Origin of the sequence: Streptomyces sp. NPDC001604, assembly GCF_042893475.1 — a bacterium.
In the GTDB taxonomy this organism is placed as follows: domain Bacteria; phylum Actinomycetota; class Actinomycetes; order Streptomycetales; family Streptomycetaceae; genus Streptomyces.
This window is the reverse complement of sequence record NZ_JBIAUY010000011.1, coordinates 136,527-155,154: the sequence shown is the minus strand read 5'-3', so window position 1 is coordinate 155,154 and position 18,628 is coordinate 136,527. Positions and strand designations below refer to the sequence as shown.

The window sequence follows — 18,628 nt, the reverse complement described above, 5'->3', positions numbered from 1 at the left end:
GGACGGAGGCTGAACCGGAGGCTCTTCGTAATGGATTCTTGACTAAGGGCAACGTGCTTGATCGTTCAATGAGGCGATAGTCTCCACGCAGTTGGCGCTCAGAATCGGTCAAATAGAGGAGGCCCGGTGGCCGGCATACGGGGCTTCGCCGACCGGTGGTCGTTCCGGCGCAAGCTCAACCTCCTGGTCGGTGTCCCCCTGGCGGTCGTGGCCGCCCTGCTCTCCTATCTCATCGCCGGCCAGGTGGGCCAGGCGCGGGACGCGGCGTCCGCGGCGGACCTCGTGCGCAACAGCGAGCAGGTGGCCTCACTGGTCAACGACCTGGAGAGCGAGCACCAGCTGGCGATCCTGCTGTCCGTGCGCTACGAGGCGGGAAGCCGGGGCGTCCAGTCCACGCTCACCGCCTACCGCAAGGCGCAGGACGCGGTCGACACGCAGATCGCGCAGGTGCGCCGGAGCTTCGGCGACGGGCTGCCGGACGGTGAGGCGCAGGCGCTGAAGGAGGTCGAGGGCCTCACCAGCCTGCGCGGGACGGTGGAGCAGAGCTATCTGCCCGCGAGCAACATCGACCCCGCCTACGACAACGCCGCCAGGACCGTGATCGACGGCCTGGGCCTCGACCGCAACGCGGAGCTGGCGGCCACCTTCACCGGCAACCTGCTGGACTCGCTGCTGCGCGCCGACGCCGCGCACGGCTCCTTCGAGACCGGCGTGTTCTCCGCGACGACCGGTGACACGAACGCGCAGATCGAGTTCACCACCGCGGTCGGCGCCTACCAGCTCTACACCAGCCAGGCCGAGCGCTTCTCCCGGTTCGGCACCGAGCAGCAGGCCGACGAGCTCGGCGCCGTCGAACACACCGCCGCCCAGCGGGAGATCGCCCAGGCGTACGCCGAGCTGCAGGTGGCGCCCAGCACCCTGCAGGCCACCACGCCGGCGGAGATCAGGGCCGCGTTCCAGGACGCCCTGAGCGACTATCCCGCCTACCCGGAGCAGGCCGCGGCCCGGCTGAAGATCACCTCGTCCCTCATCGCCCAGATCGCCGACGGCGCCGACCACGCCTCCACCAAGGCCTGGTGGCGCGCGGGTCTGCTGCTGGCCGCGGCGCTGCTCGGCTTCGTCCTGTGGCTCGCGTTCTCGGTGCTGGTGCGCCGCTCGGTGGTCGGGCCGGTGCAGGCCCTCACCGGCGCTGCGCGGGAGGTCGCCGAGGTGGCGGGCCGGGAACTGGCCCGGGTGGCCGACGACGACGCCGAGGACGACAGCCCGCCGAAGCTGCGCGAGATGCCGGTCACCGCGGACGACGAGATCGGTGAGCTGGCCGAGGTGATCAACCGCGTGCAGACCACCGCGATCGCGCTGCTGGAACGACAGGTGCTCAGCAGGCGCAACGTCGCCGAGATGTTCGGCAACGTGGGCCGCCGGGTCAGCAACCTGACAACTCGTCAACTCGCGCTGATCGACGCGGTGGAGCGGGGCGAGACGGACCCGGCCCTGCTCGAACGCCTCTACTCCATCGACCACATCGCCGTCCGTCTGCGCCGCAACGCGGACAGTCTGATGCTGCTGGCCGGCATCCGCGAGACGGTCCTCGACTCCGGGCCCACCGCCCTCACCAACGTCGTACGCGCCGCGCTCGGGCAGATCGAGGGCTTCCAGCGGGTACGGCTGCATGCGCGCACCGAGGTCATGGTGGAGCCCGACATCATCGGCGACCTGACGCTGATGGTGGCCGAACTCCTGGAGAACGCCGTGTCGTTCTCGCCGGCGGGCAGCCCCGTCGAGGTGTACGTACGGGACACCTCCGGCGAGGAAGCAGCCCTCTCGGGCGGTGCCTCCATCGTCATCTCCGACCACGGCCTCGGCATGAGCGCCGAGCGGCTCGCCGAGGAGAACGCCCGGCTGATCCGCCGCGAACGCCTCGACGTGGTGCCGACGAAGGTGCTCGGCCTGTTCGTGGTCGGCACCCTGGCGCGCCGCTGGGACGTCAGCGTGCTGCTGTCCCGCACACCGGGCGGCGGCCTGACGGCGGAGGTGACGGTGCCGTCGTCACTGCTGCTGACGATGAGCCCGGTCGGGCCCGCGGTGGACCGGGGCGAAGCGCCGACGGGGCCGATGCAGACTCGGGGCGACCTCACGACCGCGTCGGCGGAGGCTCGGGACGACGTCACGGCGGTGGCGGTGGGGCGGACGGCCGCTGAACGGCCGCTGTCCGGTGCCGTCTCCGGCCCGCGCCGGTCCGCCGCCGTCGCCGAAGCCTCCGCAACGACGGCCGACACCACGCGCCCCGGCGGACCGCTCCCGCGCCGGGTGCCCCGCCGGGAAGCAGACCCTGCCGACGAGACTCCGTACCCGACCGCCCCCACGCCGAACACGACGGACGAGGCGACGCCCGCACCGGCACCGAGCGGGGCCGTGGACGCGGCACCAGCCGCAGCGGGGCCCGAACCGGTCACCGGCACGACCGCGGACATGCCGCCGAGTGCACCCGCGCCGGGCACGGCGTCGGCAACGCCCGACCCGGGCGCCGGGGCTGCTGATTCCTTCCCGTCCGGTTCCGGGCAAGTCCTCCGTACCGAGGCGTTCAGCGACGTGAGCCACTCCCGGTCCGAGGACACAACCCCCGGCGGTTCTTCGGGTGTTGGACCGGAGGTATCGTCTTTCCAGGCCACCCCGGGCGCGACAGTGCCGTCCGCCCCCGGCGGGACCGGCCAGGCGCCCCTGGGTGACGGCTCCTCGCGGCCCCTGCGTCGCCGTGTCCGCGGTGCCACTCTCCGTACGACCGTCGACGCCGCTGCCCAGCAGGCGGCACGGCAGGCCCCGCGGCTCGCCGATGCCGACGCCGTGCGGGACGCGCTCGACGAGTTCGAGGCGGCCGTGGAACGCGCGCACCGCGACAGCGCCGCCGGCAGCCGGCCCGCGATCCCCGACCCGCACGACCAGAAGCACCTCCCGGAAGGAGCCGAGCAGTGAGTACGCCGACTGGCGCCACGCCCGCCGAACTGCAGGCCGCCGCAGCCGACTTCACCTGGCTGCTCAACCGTTTCGCTACCGAGACCGCGGGTGTCGTCGACGCCATCGCGGTCTCGTCCGACGGGCTGCTCATCGCCGTCTCCGAGCTGCGCGAACCCGCGGACTCGGAGCGGCTCGCCGCGATCGTCTCCGGCATCACCAGCCTGGCCGCCGGCGCGTCCGGCAACTACGGCCTGGGTGCCCTCAACAAGGTCATCATCGACCTGGAGGGCGGCCATGTCCTGGTCTCCGCGATCGGCAGCGGCGCCGTGCTCGGCGTCGTCACCGACAAGGAGGCCAAGCTGGGCAACATCGCCTACGAGATGACCCTGTTCGCCAACCGGGCCGGCAGCGCCCTCAACCCGCAGCTCGTGCTCGCGCTCAAGAACAGCGTCGGCTCGCCGACGGCCCTCTGACCGGGACCGGCGACCCCATGGCGGACGGCTCCCCACCTCCGGGCCCGGACCCGGTCGGTCCGGCCCCCGCCGTACGACCGTTCCTGGTCACGGCCGGCCGGGTGGCGCCGACGGCGTCCGGCAGACCGATGCCGGTCGAGACCCAGGTGGTGGCCACCGCCGAGGGCCTCGCCGTCCTCGACGGCCTCTCCTTCGAGCAGCACGACATCGTCGCCGCCTGCCGGCTGCCGCAGTCCGTCGCGGAACTGGCGGCCCGGCTGCGGCTGCACCTCAACGTCGTGCGGGTCCTCGCCGAGGACCTGCGCGCCGCCGGGCATCTGACGGTGTACGTGCCCGACGTCGACGTCACCCACGACGCATCCGTCCTGCGCAGGGTGATCGATGGCCTGCGGGCCATCCCGAACTCCCGAGGGGTACTGCGTGACACCGACTGAACCGGCCACCCTCGCCACGGCCGACCAGGGGGCCGCCGTACGACCGCCGCTGCCGGTCAAGATGGTGATTGCGGGCGGTTTCGGCGTGGGAAAGACCACCGCCGTGGGTGCGATCTCCGAGATCGAACCGCTGACCACCGAGGCCGCCATCACGGAGGTCGCGGCGGGCGTGGACGACCTCAGCCACACCCCGCGCAAGACCACGACCACGGTGGCGATGGACTTCGGGTGCATCACCATCGACCCGACGCTGAAGCTGTATCTGTTCGGCACGCCCGGCCAGGAGCGGTTCGGGTTCATGTGGGACGACATCGTGGAGGGCGCGATCGGCGGCCTGGTCATCGTGGACACCCGCCGTCTCGACGACTGCTACGCCGCCGTCGACTACTTCGAGCACCGACAGATCCCGTTCGCCGTCGCCGTCAACGCCTTCGACGGGAAGGTGGAGCACGGTCTGGACGAGGTGCGGTGGGCCCTCGACGTTGCCGAGCACATCCCTGTGATCGTGTTCGATGCGCGGGAGCGGGGGTCTGTGCGGGACGCTCTGTTGGTCGTGCTCGAGCTTGCGCTGGCTCGTACGGAGGGGTGACGGGCAGCCCCCAACCGGTCCTCGTTCGTCCGCGGGTCGGTGGGGGCTGGCCGCGCCCCTTGGCGGAGCCGCTGATCGACACAGCCCCGCGCCCCTATCGGGCGCTCCGGCGCACCCCCGGCGAAACCGTGAACCGCGCTACTGCCCCGAACAGCCCCAGCGTCAGCAGAGCCAGGATCGCCACCAGGCTCGCGCCGCCCACCACCTTCTCGTAGTTGCGCTGGTAGAGGCCGTCCACGATGTACCGGCCGAGGCCGCCCAGCGAGACGTACGCGGCGATGGTGGCCGTCGACACGATCTGGATGGCCGCCGAGCGGAGGCCGCTGAGGATCAGGGGGAGGGCGACGGGGAGTTCGACCTGGAAGAGGATGCGCGGCTCGGCCATGCCCATGCCGCGGGCCGCGTCCACCGGGGACGGGTCGACGGAGCGCACCGCCTCGTAGGTGGTGACGAGGATCGGCGGGACGGCGAGGACGACCAGCGGGATCATCACCGGCGTCAGGCCGAGCCCGAGCAGCACGAACATCAGCACCAGCAGGCCGAAGCTGGGCAGGGCCCGGCCGGCGGTGGCGACGAACGCCACGGTGTTGCCGCCGCGCCCGGTGTGCCCGGTGAGCAGGCCGACCGGCAGGCCGATCGCGGCGGCGATGGCGAGCGCGGTCAGCGAGTACTGGATGTGCTCGCGCAGTCGGGTGGGGATGCCGTCGTAGCCGTGCCAGTGGGCGCTGTCGCTGAAGAAGGCGTTGATGAAGTGGAGGACGTTCATCGGACGGCGTCCTCCAGTGCTGCCTGCATCGGTTCGGGTTCGTCGACGGGACGGGGTTTGCGGGTGCCGCGCGGCATCCACGGGGTCACGAGGACGCGGACGAGGACCAGCAGGGCGTCCGCGAGGATGGCGAGTACGGCAGTGCCGACGACGGACAGCCAGACCAGGCGCGGCTGGTGGTAGATCATGCCGTCGTTGAGCAGATTGCCCAGGCCGCCCTGGTTGCCGATCAGCATGCCGACGCTGACCAGCGAGATGCTGGAGACGGTCGCGACCCGCAGCCCGGCGATGATCGCGGGCGCCGCGATCGGCAACTGGACCTGGAAGTACCGGCGTACCGGCCCGAGGCCCATCGCCGTGGCCGCGTCGAGGGTCTCCTGCGGCACGGACCGGACGCCGTCCACGATCGCCGGGACGAACACCACCAGGCTGTAGATGCCCAGCGGGATCATCACCGTCGTCTCGGTCTGGCCGGTGTAGTCGATGAGGACGACGAAGAAGGCGAGCGAGGGGACCGCGTACAGGATCGTCGTCACCCACAGCACGGGCGGGTACAGCCAGCGCAGCCGCACGCACAGCTGGGCGATGGGCAGCGCCACCACCAGTCCGGCCACGACCGGGATCAGCGCCTCGCGCAGATGCAGCCCGACCAGACCCCAGTAGGTGTTCTGCAGGTCGCTCGGGATGCCGAAGAAGCCCCCGCTCATCCGACGACCTTCTCCGTACGGCCTTCCGCGTGGGCGGTGCGGATGGCCTCGCCGATGGTCTGCTGCGAGACCACGCCCGCGACGCGGCCGTCGGCGCCCACCGCGACGGCCCACCCGGTGGGTGAGAGCACGGCGCAGTCGAGCGCGGCGCGCAGCGAGTCCTTGCCGTGTTCGAAGGGGCGGCCGTGGGTGAGGAGCCGGGCGGGGTCGATGCTCCCCGCGGTCAGGGCGCCCGGCTCGCTCCAGCCGAGCGGCCTGCCGTCCACGTCGGTGACCAGGAGGTACGGCGCACTGTTCGCGCTGCGCTCGGCGATCTGCTCAGCGGTGGCGTCGACGGCCACGACGGGGGTGGTCAGCAGGTCGAGTCCGGCGGAGGAGAAGAACGACAGCCGCCGGATACCGCGGTCCGCGCCGAGGAAGTCCTCGACGAACGCGTCCGCGGGGTTCGACAGCAGCTCGGCGGGCGGCGCGAACTGGGCGAGGTGACCGCCGGTGCGCATCACGGCGACCATGGTGCCGATCTTGACGGCCTCGTCGATGTCATGGGTGACGAAGACGATGGTCTTGCCCAACTCCCCCTGGATTCGGAGCAGTTCGTCCTGCAAGCCCTTGCGCACCACGGGGTCGACGGCCGAGAACGGCTCGTCCATCAGCAGCACCGGCGGATCCGCCGCCAGGGCCCGCGCCACGCCGACGCGCTGCTGCTGGCCCCCGGACAGCTGGTACGGGTACCGCTTGGCGAGCGCGCCGTCCAGTCCGACCCGCTCCATCAGCTCCCGGGCCCGCGCCCGCGCCTTGTCCTTGCTCCAGCCGAGCAGCCGGGGCACGGTGGCGATGTTGTCGACGATGGTGCGGTGCTGGAAGAGGCCGGCGTTCTGGATGACGTAGCCCATGGACCGGCGCAGCGTGTTGACCGGCTGCTGGGTGATGTCCTTGCCGTCGAGGGTGATCGTGCCCTCGCTGGGCTCGATCATCCGGTTGATCATGCGCAGGGTCGTCGTCTTGCCGCAGCCCGACGGTCCGACGAAGACGGTGATGGAGCGGTCGGGTATCTCCAGGGAGAGGTTGTCGACCGCGACCGTACCGTCGGGGTAGCGCTTGGTGACTGAATCTATGCGTATCAAGACGCCGAACACCCTTCGGTCTGGGCCGTTGCAGGCAGAGTCTAGACCTGTTGTGTTTCGCGTTTCCTTCGGGAGTTTGGCCGGATCCGGCCCCGGCCTCGGCACGCGCTCAGTGCAGGCACGGCCCCGACGGTCATGGCCGCCGCTGGAAGGCGTTTCCTTCCCATGCCGGGTTTCAGTCCCTCCGCCCCGCTGAAACCGCCGTGAAGCCGCCCTGAATCCGGCGTCCCGCACGCTCTGCGGCATGAACCCGACGACACCAGCGGCCATCGAGGCCACCGGCCTGAGCAAGGCATACGGCGACAAGGTCGTCCTCGACGGCATCGACCTGCACGTCCCGCGCGGCACGGTCTTCGCGCTGCTCGGCCCGAACGGAGCCGGCAAGACCACCACCGTCCAGATCCTCTCCACACTGGTCCGCGCCGACGGCGGCGAGGCCCGGGTCGCCGGCCACGGTGTCGCCGCCGCACCGCAGTCCGTACGGGCCGCGATCGGCGTCACCGGCCAGTTCTCCGCCGTCGACAACCTGATCACCGGCGAGGAGAACATGGCGCTCATGGCGGACCTGCACCACCTGCCCCGCCCCGAGGGCAGGCGCGTCGCCGCCGAACTCCTGGAGCGCTTCGACCTGTCGGACGCCGCGAAGAAGCCCGCCGCCACCTACTCCGGCGGTATGCGACGGCGCCTCGACATCGCGATGACGCTGGTCGGCTCCCCCGAGGTGATCTTCCTCGACGAGCCGACCACCGGTCTCGACCCGCGCTCCCGGCACACCATGTGGCAGATCATCCGCGAGCTCGTCGACGGCGGAGTCACCGTCTTCCTCACCACGCAGTACCTGGAGGAGGCCGACCAGCTCGCCGACCGCATCGCGGTGCTGAGCGACGGCCGGATCGTCGCCGAAGGCACTCCGGACGAACTCAAGCGTCTCGTCCCCGGCGGCCATGTCCGGCTCCGGTTCCTCGACCCCGCTCAACTCACCCGCGCCGCCCAGGCGCTGGGCCCGGGACTGCTCCCCCACTCTCGGCTTCGCTCGAGCGGGGGGACCCCCGTCGACGAGGCGCTGACCCTCCGGGTCCCCGGCGACGGCAGCGTGCACACCCTGCGCGCCCTGCTCGACGTACTCGACAGCGCCTGCGTCGACGTCGACTCCCTGACCGTGCACACCCCCGACCTCGACGACGTCTTCTTCGCGGTCACCGACCGCCCCGGCCACGAGAAGGTGCAGGCCCGATGACCACCGCCGCCCCGCCCGCCCCGCACGTCCGCGACTCGCTCACCATGCTGCGCCGCAATCTGCTGCACGCCCGCCGCTACCCGTCGATGACGCTCCAGGTCGCGCTCATCCCCGTCTCCCTGCTGCTCCTGTTCGTGTACGTCTTCGGCTCGGCGCTCGGCGCGGGAATCGGCCAGAGCGGCGGCCGTACCGCTTACCTCGCCTATCTCGTCCCCGGCATCCTGCTGATGACCGCGGGCATGGGAGGCGTGCCGACGGCGGTCGCCGTGTGCACGGACATGACCGAGGGCATCGTGGCCCGCTTCCGCACGATGGCGATCTCCCGGGCGTCCATCCTGGTCGGCCATGTGGTCGGCAGTGTCATCCAGACGGTGATCAACCTGGTCCTGGTGACCGCCGTCGCCCTCGCCATCGGCTTCCGTCCCGACGCGGGTCCCTTGGAGTGGCTGGCGGCCGGCGGGCTGCTCGGTCTGTTCGTCCTCGGCCTGACCTGGCTTTCGGTCGCCCTCGGGCTGATCAGCAAGACCCCGGAGGGGGCCAGCAACGCCCCACTGCCGATCTCGTTCCTGCTGCCCTTCGTCAGCAGCACCTTCGTGCCGGTCGACTCGATGCCGTCCTGGATCCGCTGGTTCGCCGAGTACCAGCCGTTCACCACGGTCATCGAGACCGTGCGCGGGCTGCTGACCGGAACGGCGATCGGGCACGACGGCTGGATGGCGGTGGCCTGGAGCGTGGGGATCGCGGTCCTCGGGTTCGTGTGGTCGCTCCGCCTGTTCGACCGCGACCCCAGCTGATCAGATATCACCAACGACCCGGAAAGGAACCCGAGATGACCACCGAGACCCCCGTTCACCTCACCCCCGAACTCGTCGAGAACCCCGTCGGCGCCTACGCCGACCTGCGCACGCGCCCCGGCCTCGGCCATGTCGTCCTCCCCGGCCTGGACACCGCCGTACGGCTCGTCACCCGTCACGAGGACGTGAAGGCCGCGCTCACCGAACCCCGTCTGGTCCGGGACCGCTCGACGATCCCGGACTCCGAAATGCCGGATCCGCAGGCCGAGTTGCTGGCCCAGGGTGCCGACGGCCTACCGGCCGAGTACGCGCAGTACCTCTCGGGCCACCTGGCGCTCTTCGACGGCGACGAGCACACCAGACGCCGCAACCCGCTCACCCGCGCCTTCACCGCCCGCCGGGTCGCCGCGCTCCGCCCGTTCGTGGAGAAGACCGCACAGGAGCTGATCGAGACCCTCGCCGGGCGCGAACAGGCCGATCTGCTGGGCGAGTTCGCGTACCCGCTGAGCACGGCGGTCATCTGCGCGCTCGTCGGCGTGGACGCGGCCGACCAGGACAAGGTCTGCGGCTGGATCCGGGACTTCGCCTATGGCGACGGCAGCCACGCCCTCGAAGGGCTCGGCGGTGTCGTGCAGTACACCAAGGACCTGGTGGCGCGGCGGCGCGCGGAGCCCGCGGACGACCTGGTGTCGGCGCTGCTGGCGGACGGCGGGATGACCGACGACGAGATCATCACCGTCTTCTTCCTGCTGATCAACACCGGTATCACCCCGCCCGCCCTGTTCCTCGCGCACGCCGTCCTCGCCCTCCTCGACCACCCGGACCAGCTGGAGCGGCTGCGCACCGAGCCCGAGCTGCTGGGCCGGGCCGTCCCCGAGCTCCTGCGGTACGTCACCCTGGTGCGGATGGGGGCCACGCTGTACGCCACCGAGGACTTCGTGTTCGCCGGCACCCGGCTGCGCAAGGGCGAGGCGGTGACGGTCGCACTGTTCGCCGCGGACCACGACCCGGCCGCCTACGAGGCTCCCGAACGGCTCGACGTGGCGAGGGAGTTCGGCCGCGGGGACGGGCACCTGGCGTTCGGGCACGGCCCGCACTACTGCATCGGCGCGGCGCTCGGCCGGCTGGTGACGGGCGTCGTGTTCGAGGAGCTTCTGGTACGGCGGCCGACGGCACCGGAGCTCGCCGTGGACCGCGCCGACGTGCGGTTCGGGCACTGGCCCGGCGACGGCTTCCATCTGCTGAGCCTGCCGGTCAGGCTGTGAGCCCGGGCCCCACCAGGCCGAGTGCGACCTCGCGCAACCCGTCCCCGTCCAGGGCGGCGTACATGGACACCGCGTCCTCGTACGCCGCCTTGTCGGCGTTCCGCGCGGCCTCGCGGGCGCGCGCCGAGGACATGGTCGGCTGGAAGTTGCGCAGGGCACGGAAGCGTTCGGCGAGGGCGGTCAGCCGCGCCCCGCGCTCGTTCTCGCCGTCCGCGAGGGCGACCGTGGCCAGGGCGAGCAGCATGGCGCCGCACACCGGGTACTCGACGGTGCCGTGGTGCGGGGCCGGCCCGGGCCGGGTGAGCAGGGTGGTCAGGCGGTCGTTCAGCGCCGCGGCCAGGGGAGCCACCAGGTCGGTGCGAGCGTGCCGGGCGTGGGCGACGAGGGCGACCGACTGGAGCTCCAGCACCCAGCCCTCCCTGAGGAGTTCGTCGCCGAAGACCGGGGTCGCGCGGCCGTTCTCCAGCCGTTCCAGGGCCCGGCGCCACAGCCCGAGCCCGGTCTCGGTGTCGCCGCGCGCGAGGGCCAGTTCGGCGCGGGCGCCCAGGTCGGGGGTGAAGGCGTCGGAGCCGGTGTCCTCCGGCTGGTGCCGCAGCGCCTCCTCCAGCCAGTGTTCGGCGGTGTCGAGGTCGCCGGTCTGCAGATGGGCGAGCATCAGGCCCCACCGCATGCCGATGGCGTCGTTCCATTCGCCGAGGCTCTCCAGGGCGTCCAGCGCCGCCCGCAGGTGGACCAGGGCCTCGGCGCCGCGCTCGGTCTGCAGGCAGAGTTCGGCGAGCCGGGATGCGGGCCAGATCCGCAGCAGCGGGATGTCCCGGTCGCCGAGCAGCTCGACCATGCGGCGGGCGGCGGCCAGGGCGAGGTCCGACCGTTGCTCGCCCTCCCAGACATAAGTGGCGACGCAGTTGGCGACGCCCGCGAGCAACGGCTGCTCGGCATCGCACAGTTCGGCCAGCGTGTCCCGGTCGGTCAGCACCTGCGGGAACGCCCGCAGCACCGCCGCCACGGCCCGTACCAGGGTGTCCGGTTCGGCAGGCGGCAGCCGGCGCAGGGCGACCAGGGTGCGTGCGGCACCCGGTCCGACGCCGAGGAAGAGGTTGGCGGCCAGCAGAGCGGCGGCGGTGCGGGCCGGCTCGACGTGTGCGGGGCCGGGCCGGTAGTGGGACAGCGGCCGGGCGCAGTCCTCGGTGAGGGCGATCAGCCGCGGGTGGTTCGCCTCGGTGGTCCACAGACTGCCGAGTACGGCGGTGACCGCGGCGACGGTGTCGAGGTCCTCTCGGGCGAGCGCGAGCCGCAGCGCGTGGACGAGGTTGTCCTGCTCGGCGCGGATCAGCTGCCAGGAGGCGAAGGGATCGGCGCCGAACGGGGCGTCGTGGTGGACGGTCCCGAAGTCCCGTGCCCAGCCGAGGAACCGCTCCGTCACGGCGGCCTCCCGGTGCGCGGCGGCGAACTCACGGACTGTCTCCAGCATGCGGAAGCGGGAGCCGTGGGCGGTGTCGGCGACCTTCAGCAGGGAGTGGTCGACAAGGTCTTCCAGGATCTCCCAGGCGTCGTCGACGAGTTGCTCGGCCGCCTGGGCCGTGAACCCGGCGGGGAAGACGGACAGTGCGGCCAGGGCGGACCGCGCCGGCTCGGCGAGGAGGTTCCAGCTCCAGTCGACGACGGCGTGCAGGGTGCGGTGCCGCTGCGGGGCGTCCCGGGAGCCGCCCCGCAGCAGCGCGAAGCGGTCCTCCAGACGCCGGGCGATCTCCGCGACGGACATCACCCGCACCCGGGCCGCGGCGAGTTCGACGGCCAGGGGAAGCCCGTCGAGACGGCGACACAGCGCGGCCACGGTCTCGGCGTGCAGGTCGAGGTCCGGGCGGGCGGCGCGGGCGCGCTGCTCGAACAGCTCGACGGTGGTCGCGGGGTCCAGCTCGGGCAGTGGATAGACGGTCTCGGAGGACAGTCCGAGCGGCGCCCGGCTGGTGGTGAGGATCCGCAGGTCCCGGGTCCTCGACACGACGGCCTGGACCAGGTCGGCGACACCGCGCACCACGTGCTCGCAGTTGTCCAGGACGAGCAGGGCGGGTCCGGAGCCGAGGATGCCCACGATGCCGGCGACCGGGTCGGTGCCGGAGGCGTCCAGCGCCGAGGCGACCTCGGCGGCCACGTCGGCGTCCTGGCGGACACCGGCGAGCGGCACCAGGTGTACGACGCGCTGCTCGGCGTCCCGGGCGACGGCGCTTGCGAGGCGGGTCTTGCCGAGGCCGCCGGGCCCGACGACCGAGGTGACGCGGGCACTGTGCAGCAGCCGGGTGACGGCCGCGACATCGGCGTCCCGGCCGAGGAGGGGGTTGGGCTCGTGCGGAACCCCGCGGCGCACGACGGGTGCCTCGCCCCGCAGCAGTTCCTGATGGAGTTCCTGGAGGGCGGGCCCGGGGTCGGTGCCGAGTTCGTCGCGCAGACGACGGCGGTGGGCGTCGTACGTGGCCAGGGCGGCGGCAGGCCCCTCAGCAGCCGTCCGGCAGCGCATCAGCTCCAGGACCAGTTCCTCGTCGTGGGGACGGTCGGCGGCCAGTTCGGCGAGCGGGCCGAGAGCCTCGTCCCGGCGGCCGGTGCGGGCGAGGGAGAGTGCGCGGCAGCGGACGAGCGCGCGGTGGGTCACGGCCCGCTCGGCGCGCAGTTCCCCGACGGGATCACCGAAGGCGCCCGCTGCGTCGGCCGGGGCGCCGTCCCACAGCCCGAGCCCCTCCTCCGCCTCGGCGAGGGCGCCCGCGTGGTCCCCGGCCCGCGCCTTCTCGGCGCAGGCGGCGGCGAACAGCAGGACGGCGGAGGTGTCGACCTGGTCCTCGCGCAGGGCGAGCCGGTAACCGGTCGGGGTGCTGGCGATGACCTCGGCACCGAGCTGACGGCGGGCCCTCGACACCAGGATCTGCAACGCCTTGACCGGGTTCTCGGGCTGCCCGTCCGGCCACAGCCCGTCGACCAGCCGCCCGGCACCGCACCCCGCCCGCAACTCCCCCGCCAGCAGCGCGAGCAGCCCCCGCAGCCGGGGTGCGGTGATCTCCTGCCCCCGATGGGCGACGGACGACAGCAGCGTCAACTCGATGGTCACCGCGCCAGGTTAGTCAGGGCGGGCGGCCGGAGGTCAGGCAGCCGCGGGAGACTCCCGTACGGCCGGAAACCCCTCCGTCCGCAGCACCTGCCCGTCTGCGTCCACCGCGAACACCTCGCAGCCCGCGCGCGAGGCGGCCCACTCGATGCCCTGCACGCCCAGCGCGAAGGCCGCCGTCGCGACCGAGTCGGCCTCGGTGAGCGACGACGCCACGACGGTCATGCTGAGCAGCCCGGTCGCCGGGAGTCCCGTACGGCCGTCGATGATGTGGTCGCCGCGCTCGTAGCGGGCGGAGGTGGCGACCGCGCCTTCGGTCAGCTCGAGGACGGTGCACAGCTTGTCGGCGTGTTCGGGGTGCCGTACTCCGACCCGCCATGGGCCGCCGGCGGCGACCACGTCACCGCCGGCGTTCAGGACGAACCTCTGCGCGCCGGCCGCCTTCAGCAGCTCCGCCGCACGCTGCACCGACCAGCCCTTGACCACCGCACAGGGGTCGAGCCCGCGGCCGGGCAGCCGTACGTCGAAGGCTCCGCCCGTCGCGATCCGGTAGTGCTCGCACAGGCCGAGGACCTCGACGAGGTCGTCGCTGAGCTCGTGGGAGGCCAGCTCGCCGCGGCCGTGGCGGGACACCTCGCTGTCGGGCTTGAAGGGGCTGAACCGGGCGTCGACCTCGCGCAGCCATGCGAAGACCGCGTCCGCGGCCGACTCAGGAACGTGCTCGTCGTCGACCCGGAGCGAGACGGGGAAGCCCATGACGTGTTCGACGCGGTGCATTCGGATCAGCCCTTCGCGTCGATCGCGGCCTGGAGGGACTCCTTGTAGCCGTCGCTCGTGATGGTCGCACCGGACACCGTGTCGATGTCCGCGCTCTGCGCCTTCAGCGTCTCCGCAATCAGCTTCGGCACCGCAGCCGCCGTCTGCGGATGGTTCGGCTGCTGCAGCATCTTCACTGCCGTGATCTTCTCGCCGGAGAAGGCCACCTGGACCTGCACGGGACCCTTGTCGGTGTTCACCGTCGAACCCGACACCGTCTGCGCGGCGGAGGCGGCCGAGGCCGAGGGGGACGCGGACGTCTTCGCGCTCGCACCGTTCGAGTCGATCGCCGCCTGGAGGGACTTCTTGTAGGCCTCGCTGGTGATCGTCGCGCCGGACACGGTGTCGATGTCCGCGCTCTGCGCCTTCAGCGTCTCCGCGACCAGCTTCGGCACCGCAGCCGCCGTCTGCGGATGGTTCGGCTGCTGCAGCATCTTCACTGCCGTGATCTTCTCGCCGGAGAAGGTCACCTGGACCTGCACGGGACCCTTCTCCGTCTGGATCGTCGTGCCCTTGACGACCGTGCCGGACGAAGAGCCCGCGGATGCCGAGGGCGTCGAGGCGGGCTCGGTGGTGGAGGTCGCAGCGCCCACGGACGGCTCGTAGCGCCAGACCGGGACCAGGCCCGCGATGCTCAGGACGACGACAGGTATGGCTCGCTTCACGATGTCTTTCCCGTCTTCCTCATCCGGCCAGGCTGAAGCGCTCGAAGTGGATCTGCTGCTTGGGCACGCCCAGGTCGCCCAGGCTGCGCAGCACCGCGTTCATCATCGGCGGCGGCCCGCACAGGAAGACGTCCCGGTCGGCGATGTCCGGCACCAGCCGGGCCAGTTCGCGCGGCGCCAGCTTGTCGGGGACGGCCGGTCCGGTGACCAGGTGCAGTTCGGCGCCCTTGGCCGCCGCCAGCTCGCGCAGTTCGTCGTAGAGGACGGCGTCGCGGTCCGAGGCCACGCGGTAGATGACGACCGCGTGGCCCGCGATGTCCTCCAGGATGGCCCGGATGGGGGTGACGCCGACGCCGCCCGCGATCAGCAGGGACTCGGACTTCGTGCGGTGCAGTGTGGTGAAGGCGCCGTAGGGGCCCTCGGCGAACACGCGCGTGCCGACCTTCACATGGCGCAGGGCGGCGCTGCCGTCGCCCGCCGCCTTGGCGGTGAGGCGCAGGGTGCGGCCGTCGGGGGCCGCGGAGAGGGAGAAGGGGTTCGCCTGCCACCAGCGGTCGCGGGTCAGGAAGCGCCACAGGAAGAACTGGCCGGCCTGCGCGGGCATCCGGTCCAGGTCGCGACCGGTCATGTGGATCGAGACGACGTTGTCGGACTCGTGGACGACCGCGGAGACCCGCAGCTGATGCCGCAGGTTCCGCCACAGCGGCAGGACCAGGCGGCCGAGGACCACCGCGCCGAGGGCGACGCCCCACACGCCGTACCAGTACGTCTTCGCGGCGGACGACGCGGTGAACGTCGTACCGACCGCGACCTGGTGCGTGAACGCGAGCACCACGGCGACATACGTGTAGAGATGGATGAAGTGCCAGGTCTCGTAGGCGAGGCGGCGGCGGGCGTAGCGGGCCGAGACGGCGCCGACCACGAGGATGATGCCGAGCGCGACGATCGCGCGGAGCACGCCCTCCGTCGTCCGGGCGAGGTCCACGATCTCGGTGATCGGGCCGACGCCCGCGCCCTGGGCGTAGCCGAAGGTGATGAAGACGGCGTGCCCGAGCAGCGTCCACAGGAGGGCGAAGCCGGTCCAGCGGTGCCAGGAGGTGAGCCGGTCCATGCCGATGCGGCGGTCCAGCCAGGGCAGCCTGGCCACCAGCACCAGCTGGAAGGCCATGACGAGGGCGCCGTAGAGGCCGAGGAGGCGGCCTATGACGATCAGGGCGTTGGAGGCGAAGCCCGCCTGGGCGAAGAAGCAGGCGACCACGGCCGCGTTCGCGGCGAGCACGGTGTACAGGCCGGTGCGGGCCACCACCCTGGGGCGTATCGCCGTGGGGGGCGCAGGGGGCGATTGGACGGTCGTCACGGGACGGCAGCTCCTTCATCGGATCCTGGGGAGACCGAGCTTGGCTGGCGGAAGCTGTCGATAACCTGTCGTACAACTTACAAGTACTTATCGATGTGCCGGCTGTGTGCCCGACCACAGGGCCCGGCCTGCCGCGTACCGCACTATGAGCGGGTGGAAAAAGTACGCCTCCTGGTCGTGGACGACGACCCGCCCATCGCCGATCTCGTCGCGACCGTGGCCCGTTACGAGGGCTGGGACGCGGTCACCGCGAACTCCGGCGAGGAGGCGCTGCGGCTGGCCGCCGAGTTCCACCCGGACATCGTGGTGCTCGATCTGATGCTGCCCGACGTGGACGGCTTCGGCGTCCTGGACCGGCTGCGCGCCACCGGCACGATGGTGCCCGTGGTGTTCCTCACCGCGCGCGACGGTGTCGCCGACCGGGTCGCGGGCCTGACCCGGGGCGGCGACGACTACCTGGTCAAGCCGTTCGCCGTGGAGGAACTGATGGCCCGGCTGCGCACGGTGCTGCGGCGCAGCTCCGGCCCCGGCTTCCAGCGCTCGGTACTGCGGGTGGCGGACCTGACGATGGACGAGGACACCCGTGAGGTGCGCCGCTGCGGCAAGCTGCTCACGCTGACCCCCACCGAGTACGAGGTGCTGCGCTTCCTGATGCGCAAGTCGCCGACGGTGATGACCAAGGCGCAGATCCTCGACCATGTCTGGGAGTACGGCTTCGGGGGGCGCTCGAACGTGGTGGAGCTGGTCGTCAGCCGGCTGCGCCGCAAGCTCGACGACACGGGCGAACCACTGATCCAGACGGTGCGGGGCTTCGGGTACGTCATACGGCAGGCCTCCGAGTGATCCGCCGGCTGCCCTCGTACCGGAGACTGCGGCTCGGCACCCGGCTGGCGCTGGGGCTCGGGGCGCTGGCGCTGGTGGTGTTCGCCGTCGTCGGCACGGCCCTGACGACCTATATGCGGGACTATCTGTCGCACCAGCTCGACGACCAGCTGGGGCTCGCCCAGGTCGCCCAGTCGAAGAACGTCGCGGAGACCGGCACCCTCCAGGGCAAGAAGTACTGGGGCTGGTACTACGCCGTGTACGACGTGTCGGGCGGCAAGGCGGTGCTCCGCAAGCCCGAGGAGCCCGGCGACCTCCCTCGGGACATCGCCCCCCTCACCTCCCTGGCCAGGGCCCAGGCCGCCTCCGACAGCGAAGTGGTGCGCACCGCGAACCTCACGGGCGACGGCGCCTACAGGTTGCGCGCCTGCGAGGTCAAGCCCGGTCTGGTCCTGATCAGCGGTGCGCCGATGGCCGACATCGACGACACGGTACGGCGGCTGATCACGGTCCAGGTCATCGCCTTCGGGCTCGCCCTGCTGGCGCTGGTGCTGGCGGGCCGGCGGATGCTGCGCCGGGGCCTGAACCCGCTGAGCGACATGGCGCACACCGCCCACGGCATCGCCTCGCACGACCTCACCGAGTCGGCGGCCCGGCTGCCGCTGCGCGCCGACAAGCGGGGCGGCGGCCCGGAGGTCGAGGAGCTGCGCACCGCCTTCAACACCATGCTGGAGCACATCGACGACTCGCTCGCGGTCCGCGCGGAGGCCGAACAGCGGCTGCGCCGCTTCGTCGCGGACGCCTCGCACGAACTGCGCACCCCCCTGATGTCCGTACGGGGCTACGCGGACCTCTTCCAGTACGCCGCCGCCAACGCCCCCGAGGAGCGCGACAAGCACCTGGCCCGGCTGCGCGCCGAAGCGGCCCGGATGGGCGTGCTCCTGGACGACCTGCTGCTGCTCGCCCGTCTGGACGCGGCGGAGGTGGACGCGCCGCTGCGGATGCAGGACACGGACCTGGTGGAGCTGGTGGACGAGGCGGCCGCCGCCTTCCGGGCGACCCACCCGGAGCGCCCCCTGAAGGTGACGTCCGGCCCGCCCGCGCTGAGGCTCCGTCTGGACCCGCACCGCATCCGCCAGGTCCTGGACAACCTGCTCACCAACGCGGCCGTGCACACGCCGGCCGGTACGCCGGTGTCGATGGCGGTCGAGGTGACGGGCGACAGGGCCGTCGTACGGGTCGAGGACGCCGGCCCCGGAATTCCGGCCGCCGACCAGGAACGCGTCTTCGACCGCTTCTACCGCGTCGACAAGGCCCGCAGCCGGGACCGTGGCGGCAGCGGGCTCGGCCTGTCGGTCGCCAGTTCCCTGGTCCGCGCCCACGGCGGCACGATCGAGCTGCGCAGCGCCCCGGGGTCGACGGTGTTCACGGTGTCGCTGCCGGTGCACGGCTAGTGGCTCCGGGGGTCTTACGGACCGGTGACGTCCCGGGCGCGGCCCACCCGTCCCACCTCGTCACGGCCCTAGCGTGGCC

The 18,628-nt window shown here is 72.0% G+C and carries 16 protein-coding genes; 9 read left to right on the top strand and 7 right to left on the bottom strand.

Features of this window, described 5'->3' with window-relative positions:
- Positions 1 to 126 precede the first annotated feature (126 nt).
- Genes ACFY1E_RS27930 through ACFY1E_RS27915 form a run of 4 tightly spaced genes read left to right on the top strand, consistent with a single transcriptional unit; the run spans position 127 to position 4,448 of the window.
- The gene (locus ACFY1E_RS27930) at positions 127 to 2,970 is read left to right on the top strand and encodes an ATP-binding protein (RefSeq protein WP_389080369.1); all 2,844 of its coding nucleotides are present in this window, start codon (positions 127 to 129) and stop codon (positions 2,968 to 2,970) included.
- A complete protein-coding gene (locus ACFY1E_RS27925; protein WP_389080368.1) occupies positions 2,967 to 3,425 on the top strand; it encodes a roadblock/LC7 domain-containing protein in 459 nt (152 codons plus the stop codon). Before ACFY1E_RS27930 ends, ACFY1E_RS27925 begins: the two co-directional genes overlap by 4 nt.
- A gap of 17 nt (positions 3,426 to 3,442) precedes the next feature.
- Positions 3,443 to 3,859, top strand: a complete 417-nt coding sequence (locus ACFY1E_RS27920; protein ID WP_266961866.1) for a DUF742 domain-containing protein — start codon at positions 3,443 to 3,445, stop codon at positions 3,857 to 3,859.
- The gene (locus ACFY1E_RS27915; protein WP_389080366.1) at positions 3,846 to 4,448 is read left to right on the top strand and encodes an ATP/GTP-binding protein; all 603 of its coding nucleotides are present in this window, start codon (positions 3,846 to 3,848) and stop codon (positions 4,446 to 4,448) included. Before ACFY1E_RS27920 ends, ACFY1E_RS27915 begins: the two co-directional genes overlap by 14 nt.
- Before the next feature lie 94 nt (positions 4,449 to 4,542).
- On the opposite strand, the gene ACFY1E_RS27910 is transcribed toward ACFY1E_RS27915, so the two are convergent.
- The 3 genes from ACFY1E_RS27910 to ACFY1E_RS27900 are packed head-to-tail and all read right to left on the bottom strand — an operon-like array spanning position 4,543 to position 7,045.
- Positions 4,543 to 5,214, bottom strand: a complete 672-nt coding sequence (locus ACFY1E_RS27910) for an ABC transporter permease (protein WP_389080365.1) — start codon at positions 5,212 to 5,214, stop codon at positions 4,543 to 4,545.
- Complete coding sequence (locus tag ACFY1E_RS27905) at positions 5,211 to 5,921, bottom strand: ABC transporter permease (protein ID WP_389080363.1); 711 nt, start codon at positions 5,919 to 5,921, stop codon at positions 5,211 to 5,213. The genes ACFY1E_RS27910 and ACFY1E_RS27905 overlap by 4 nt, the downstream gene beginning before the upstream one ends.
- Positions 5,918 to 7,045, bottom strand: coding sequence for an ABC transporter ATP-binding protein (locus ACFY1E_RS27900; RefSeq protein ID WP_389080362.1), 1,128 nt, complete (start codon positions 7,043 to 7,045; stop codon positions 5,918 to 5,920). Before ACFY1E_RS27900 ends, ACFY1E_RS27905 begins: the two co-directional genes overlap by 4 nt.
- Positions 7,046 to 7,289: 244 nt before the next feature.
- Between ACFY1E_RS27900 and ACFY1E_RS27895 the strand changes: the two genes are divergently transcribed.
- The 3 genes from ACFY1E_RS27895 to ACFY1E_RS27885 are packed head-to-tail and all read left to right on the top strand — an operon-like array spanning position 7,290 to position 10,341.
- Positions 7,290 to 8,282, top strand: a complete 993-nt coding sequence (locus ACFY1E_RS27895; protein ID WP_389080361.1) for an ATP-binding cassette domain-containing protein — start codon at positions 7,290 to 7,292, stop codon at positions 8,280 to 8,282.
- Entirely contained in the window at positions 8,279 to 9,076 is a 798-nt protein-coding gene (locus tag ACFY1E_RS27890) for an ABC transporter permease (protein ID WP_389080360.1), read from the top strand. The genes ACFY1E_RS27895 and ACFY1E_RS27890 overlap by 4 nt, the downstream gene beginning before the upstream one ends.
- Positions 9,077 to 9,111: 35 nt before the next feature.
- On the top strand, positions 9,112 to 10,341 hold the full coding sequence (locus ACFY1E_RS27885) for a cytochrome P450 (protein ID WP_389080358.1): 1,230 nt from the start codon (positions 9,112 to 9,114) through the stop codon (positions 10,339 to 10,341).
- Here ACFY1E_RS27885 and ACFY1E_RS27880 read toward each other — a convergent pair.
- The 4 genes from ACFY1E_RS27880 to ACFY1E_RS27865 are packed head-to-tail and all read right to left on the bottom strand — an operon-like array spanning position 10,331 to position 16,273.
- Positions 10,331 to 13,438, bottom strand: coding sequence for an ATP-binding protein (locus ACFY1E_RS27880; protein ID WP_389080357.1), 3,108 nt, complete (start codon positions 13,436 to 13,438; stop codon positions 10,331 to 10,333). The two genes, ACFY1E_RS27885 and ACFY1E_RS27880, sit on opposite strands and share 11 nt — an antisense overlap.
- Before the next feature lie 33 nt (positions 13,439 to 13,471).
- Positions 13,472 to 14,212, bottom strand: a complete 741-nt coding sequence (locus ACFY1E_RS27875) for an FAD:protein FMN transferase (RefSeq protein ID WP_389080356.1) — start codon at positions 14,210 to 14,212, stop codon at positions 13,472 to 13,474.
- A 5-nt stretch (positions 14,213 to 14,217) separates the two neighbouring features.
- Entirely contained in the window at positions 14,218 to 14,916 is a 699-nt protein-coding gene (locus ACFY1E_RS27870; RefSeq protein WP_389080354.1) for an FMN-binding protein, read from the bottom strand.
- A 19-nt stretch (positions 14,917 to 14,935) separates the two neighbouring features.
- Complete coding sequence (locus ACFY1E_RS27865; RefSeq protein ID WP_389080353.1) at positions 14,936 to 16,273, bottom strand: ferric reductase-like transmembrane domain-containing protein; 1,338 nt, start codon at positions 16,271 to 16,273, stop codon at positions 14,936 to 14,938.
- A 153-nt stretch (positions 16,274 to 16,426) separates the two neighbouring features.
- On the opposite strand from ACFY1E_RS27865, the gene ACFY1E_RS27860 reads away from it, so the two are divergent.
- Both ACFY1E_RS27860 and ACFY1E_RS27855 read left to right on the top strand, forming a co-directional pair.
- Positions 16,427 to 17,116 carry a response regulator transcription factor gene (locus ACFY1E_RS27860; protein WP_389080352.1) on the top strand — a complete coding sequence of 230 codons (690 nt, stop codon included), beginning with the start codon at positions 16,427 to 16,429 and terminating at the stop codon, positions 17,114 to 17,116.
- Entirely contained in the window at positions 17,113 to 18,549 is a 1,437-nt protein-coding gene (locus ACFY1E_RS27855) for a sensor histidine kinase (protein ID WP_389080350.1), read from the top strand. The genes ACFY1E_RS27860 and ACFY1E_RS27855 overlap by 4 nt, the downstream gene beginning before the upstream one ends.
- The last annotated feature ends 79 nt before the right edge of the window (positions 18,550 to 18,628 follow it).

Bases quoted from the DNA above. Each gene is read 5' to 3' on its own strand.
- ACFY1E_RS27895 (WP_389080361.1), top strand. From the start codon at position 7,290: ATGAACCCGACGACACCAGCGGCCATCGAGGCCACCGGCCTGAGCAAG.
- ACFY1E_RS27890 (WP_389080360.1), top strand. From the start codon at position 8,279: ATGACCACCGCCGCCCCGCCCGCCCCGCACGTCCGCGACTCGCTCACC.
- ACFY1E_RS27910 (WP_389080365.1), bottom strand. From the start codon at position 5,214: ATGAACGTCCTCCACTTCATCAACGCCTTCTTCAGCGACAGCGCCCAC.
- ACFY1E_RS27920 (WP_266961866.1), top strand. From the start codon at position 3,443: ATGGCGGACGGCTCCCCACCTCCGGGCCCGGACCCGGTCGGTCCGGCC.
- ACFY1E_RS27875 (WP_389080356.1), bottom strand. From the start codon at position 14,212: ATGCACCGCGTCGAACACGTCATGGGCTTCCCCGTCTCGCTCCGGGTC.
- ACFY1E_RS27905 (WP_389080363.1), bottom strand. From the start codon at position 5,921: ATGAGCGGGGGCTTCTTCGGCATCCCGAGCGACCTGCAGAACACCTAC.
- ACFY1E_RS27885 (WP_389080358.1), top strand. From the start codon at position 9,112: ATGACCACCGAGACCCCCGTTCACCTCACCCCCGAACTCGTCGAGAAC.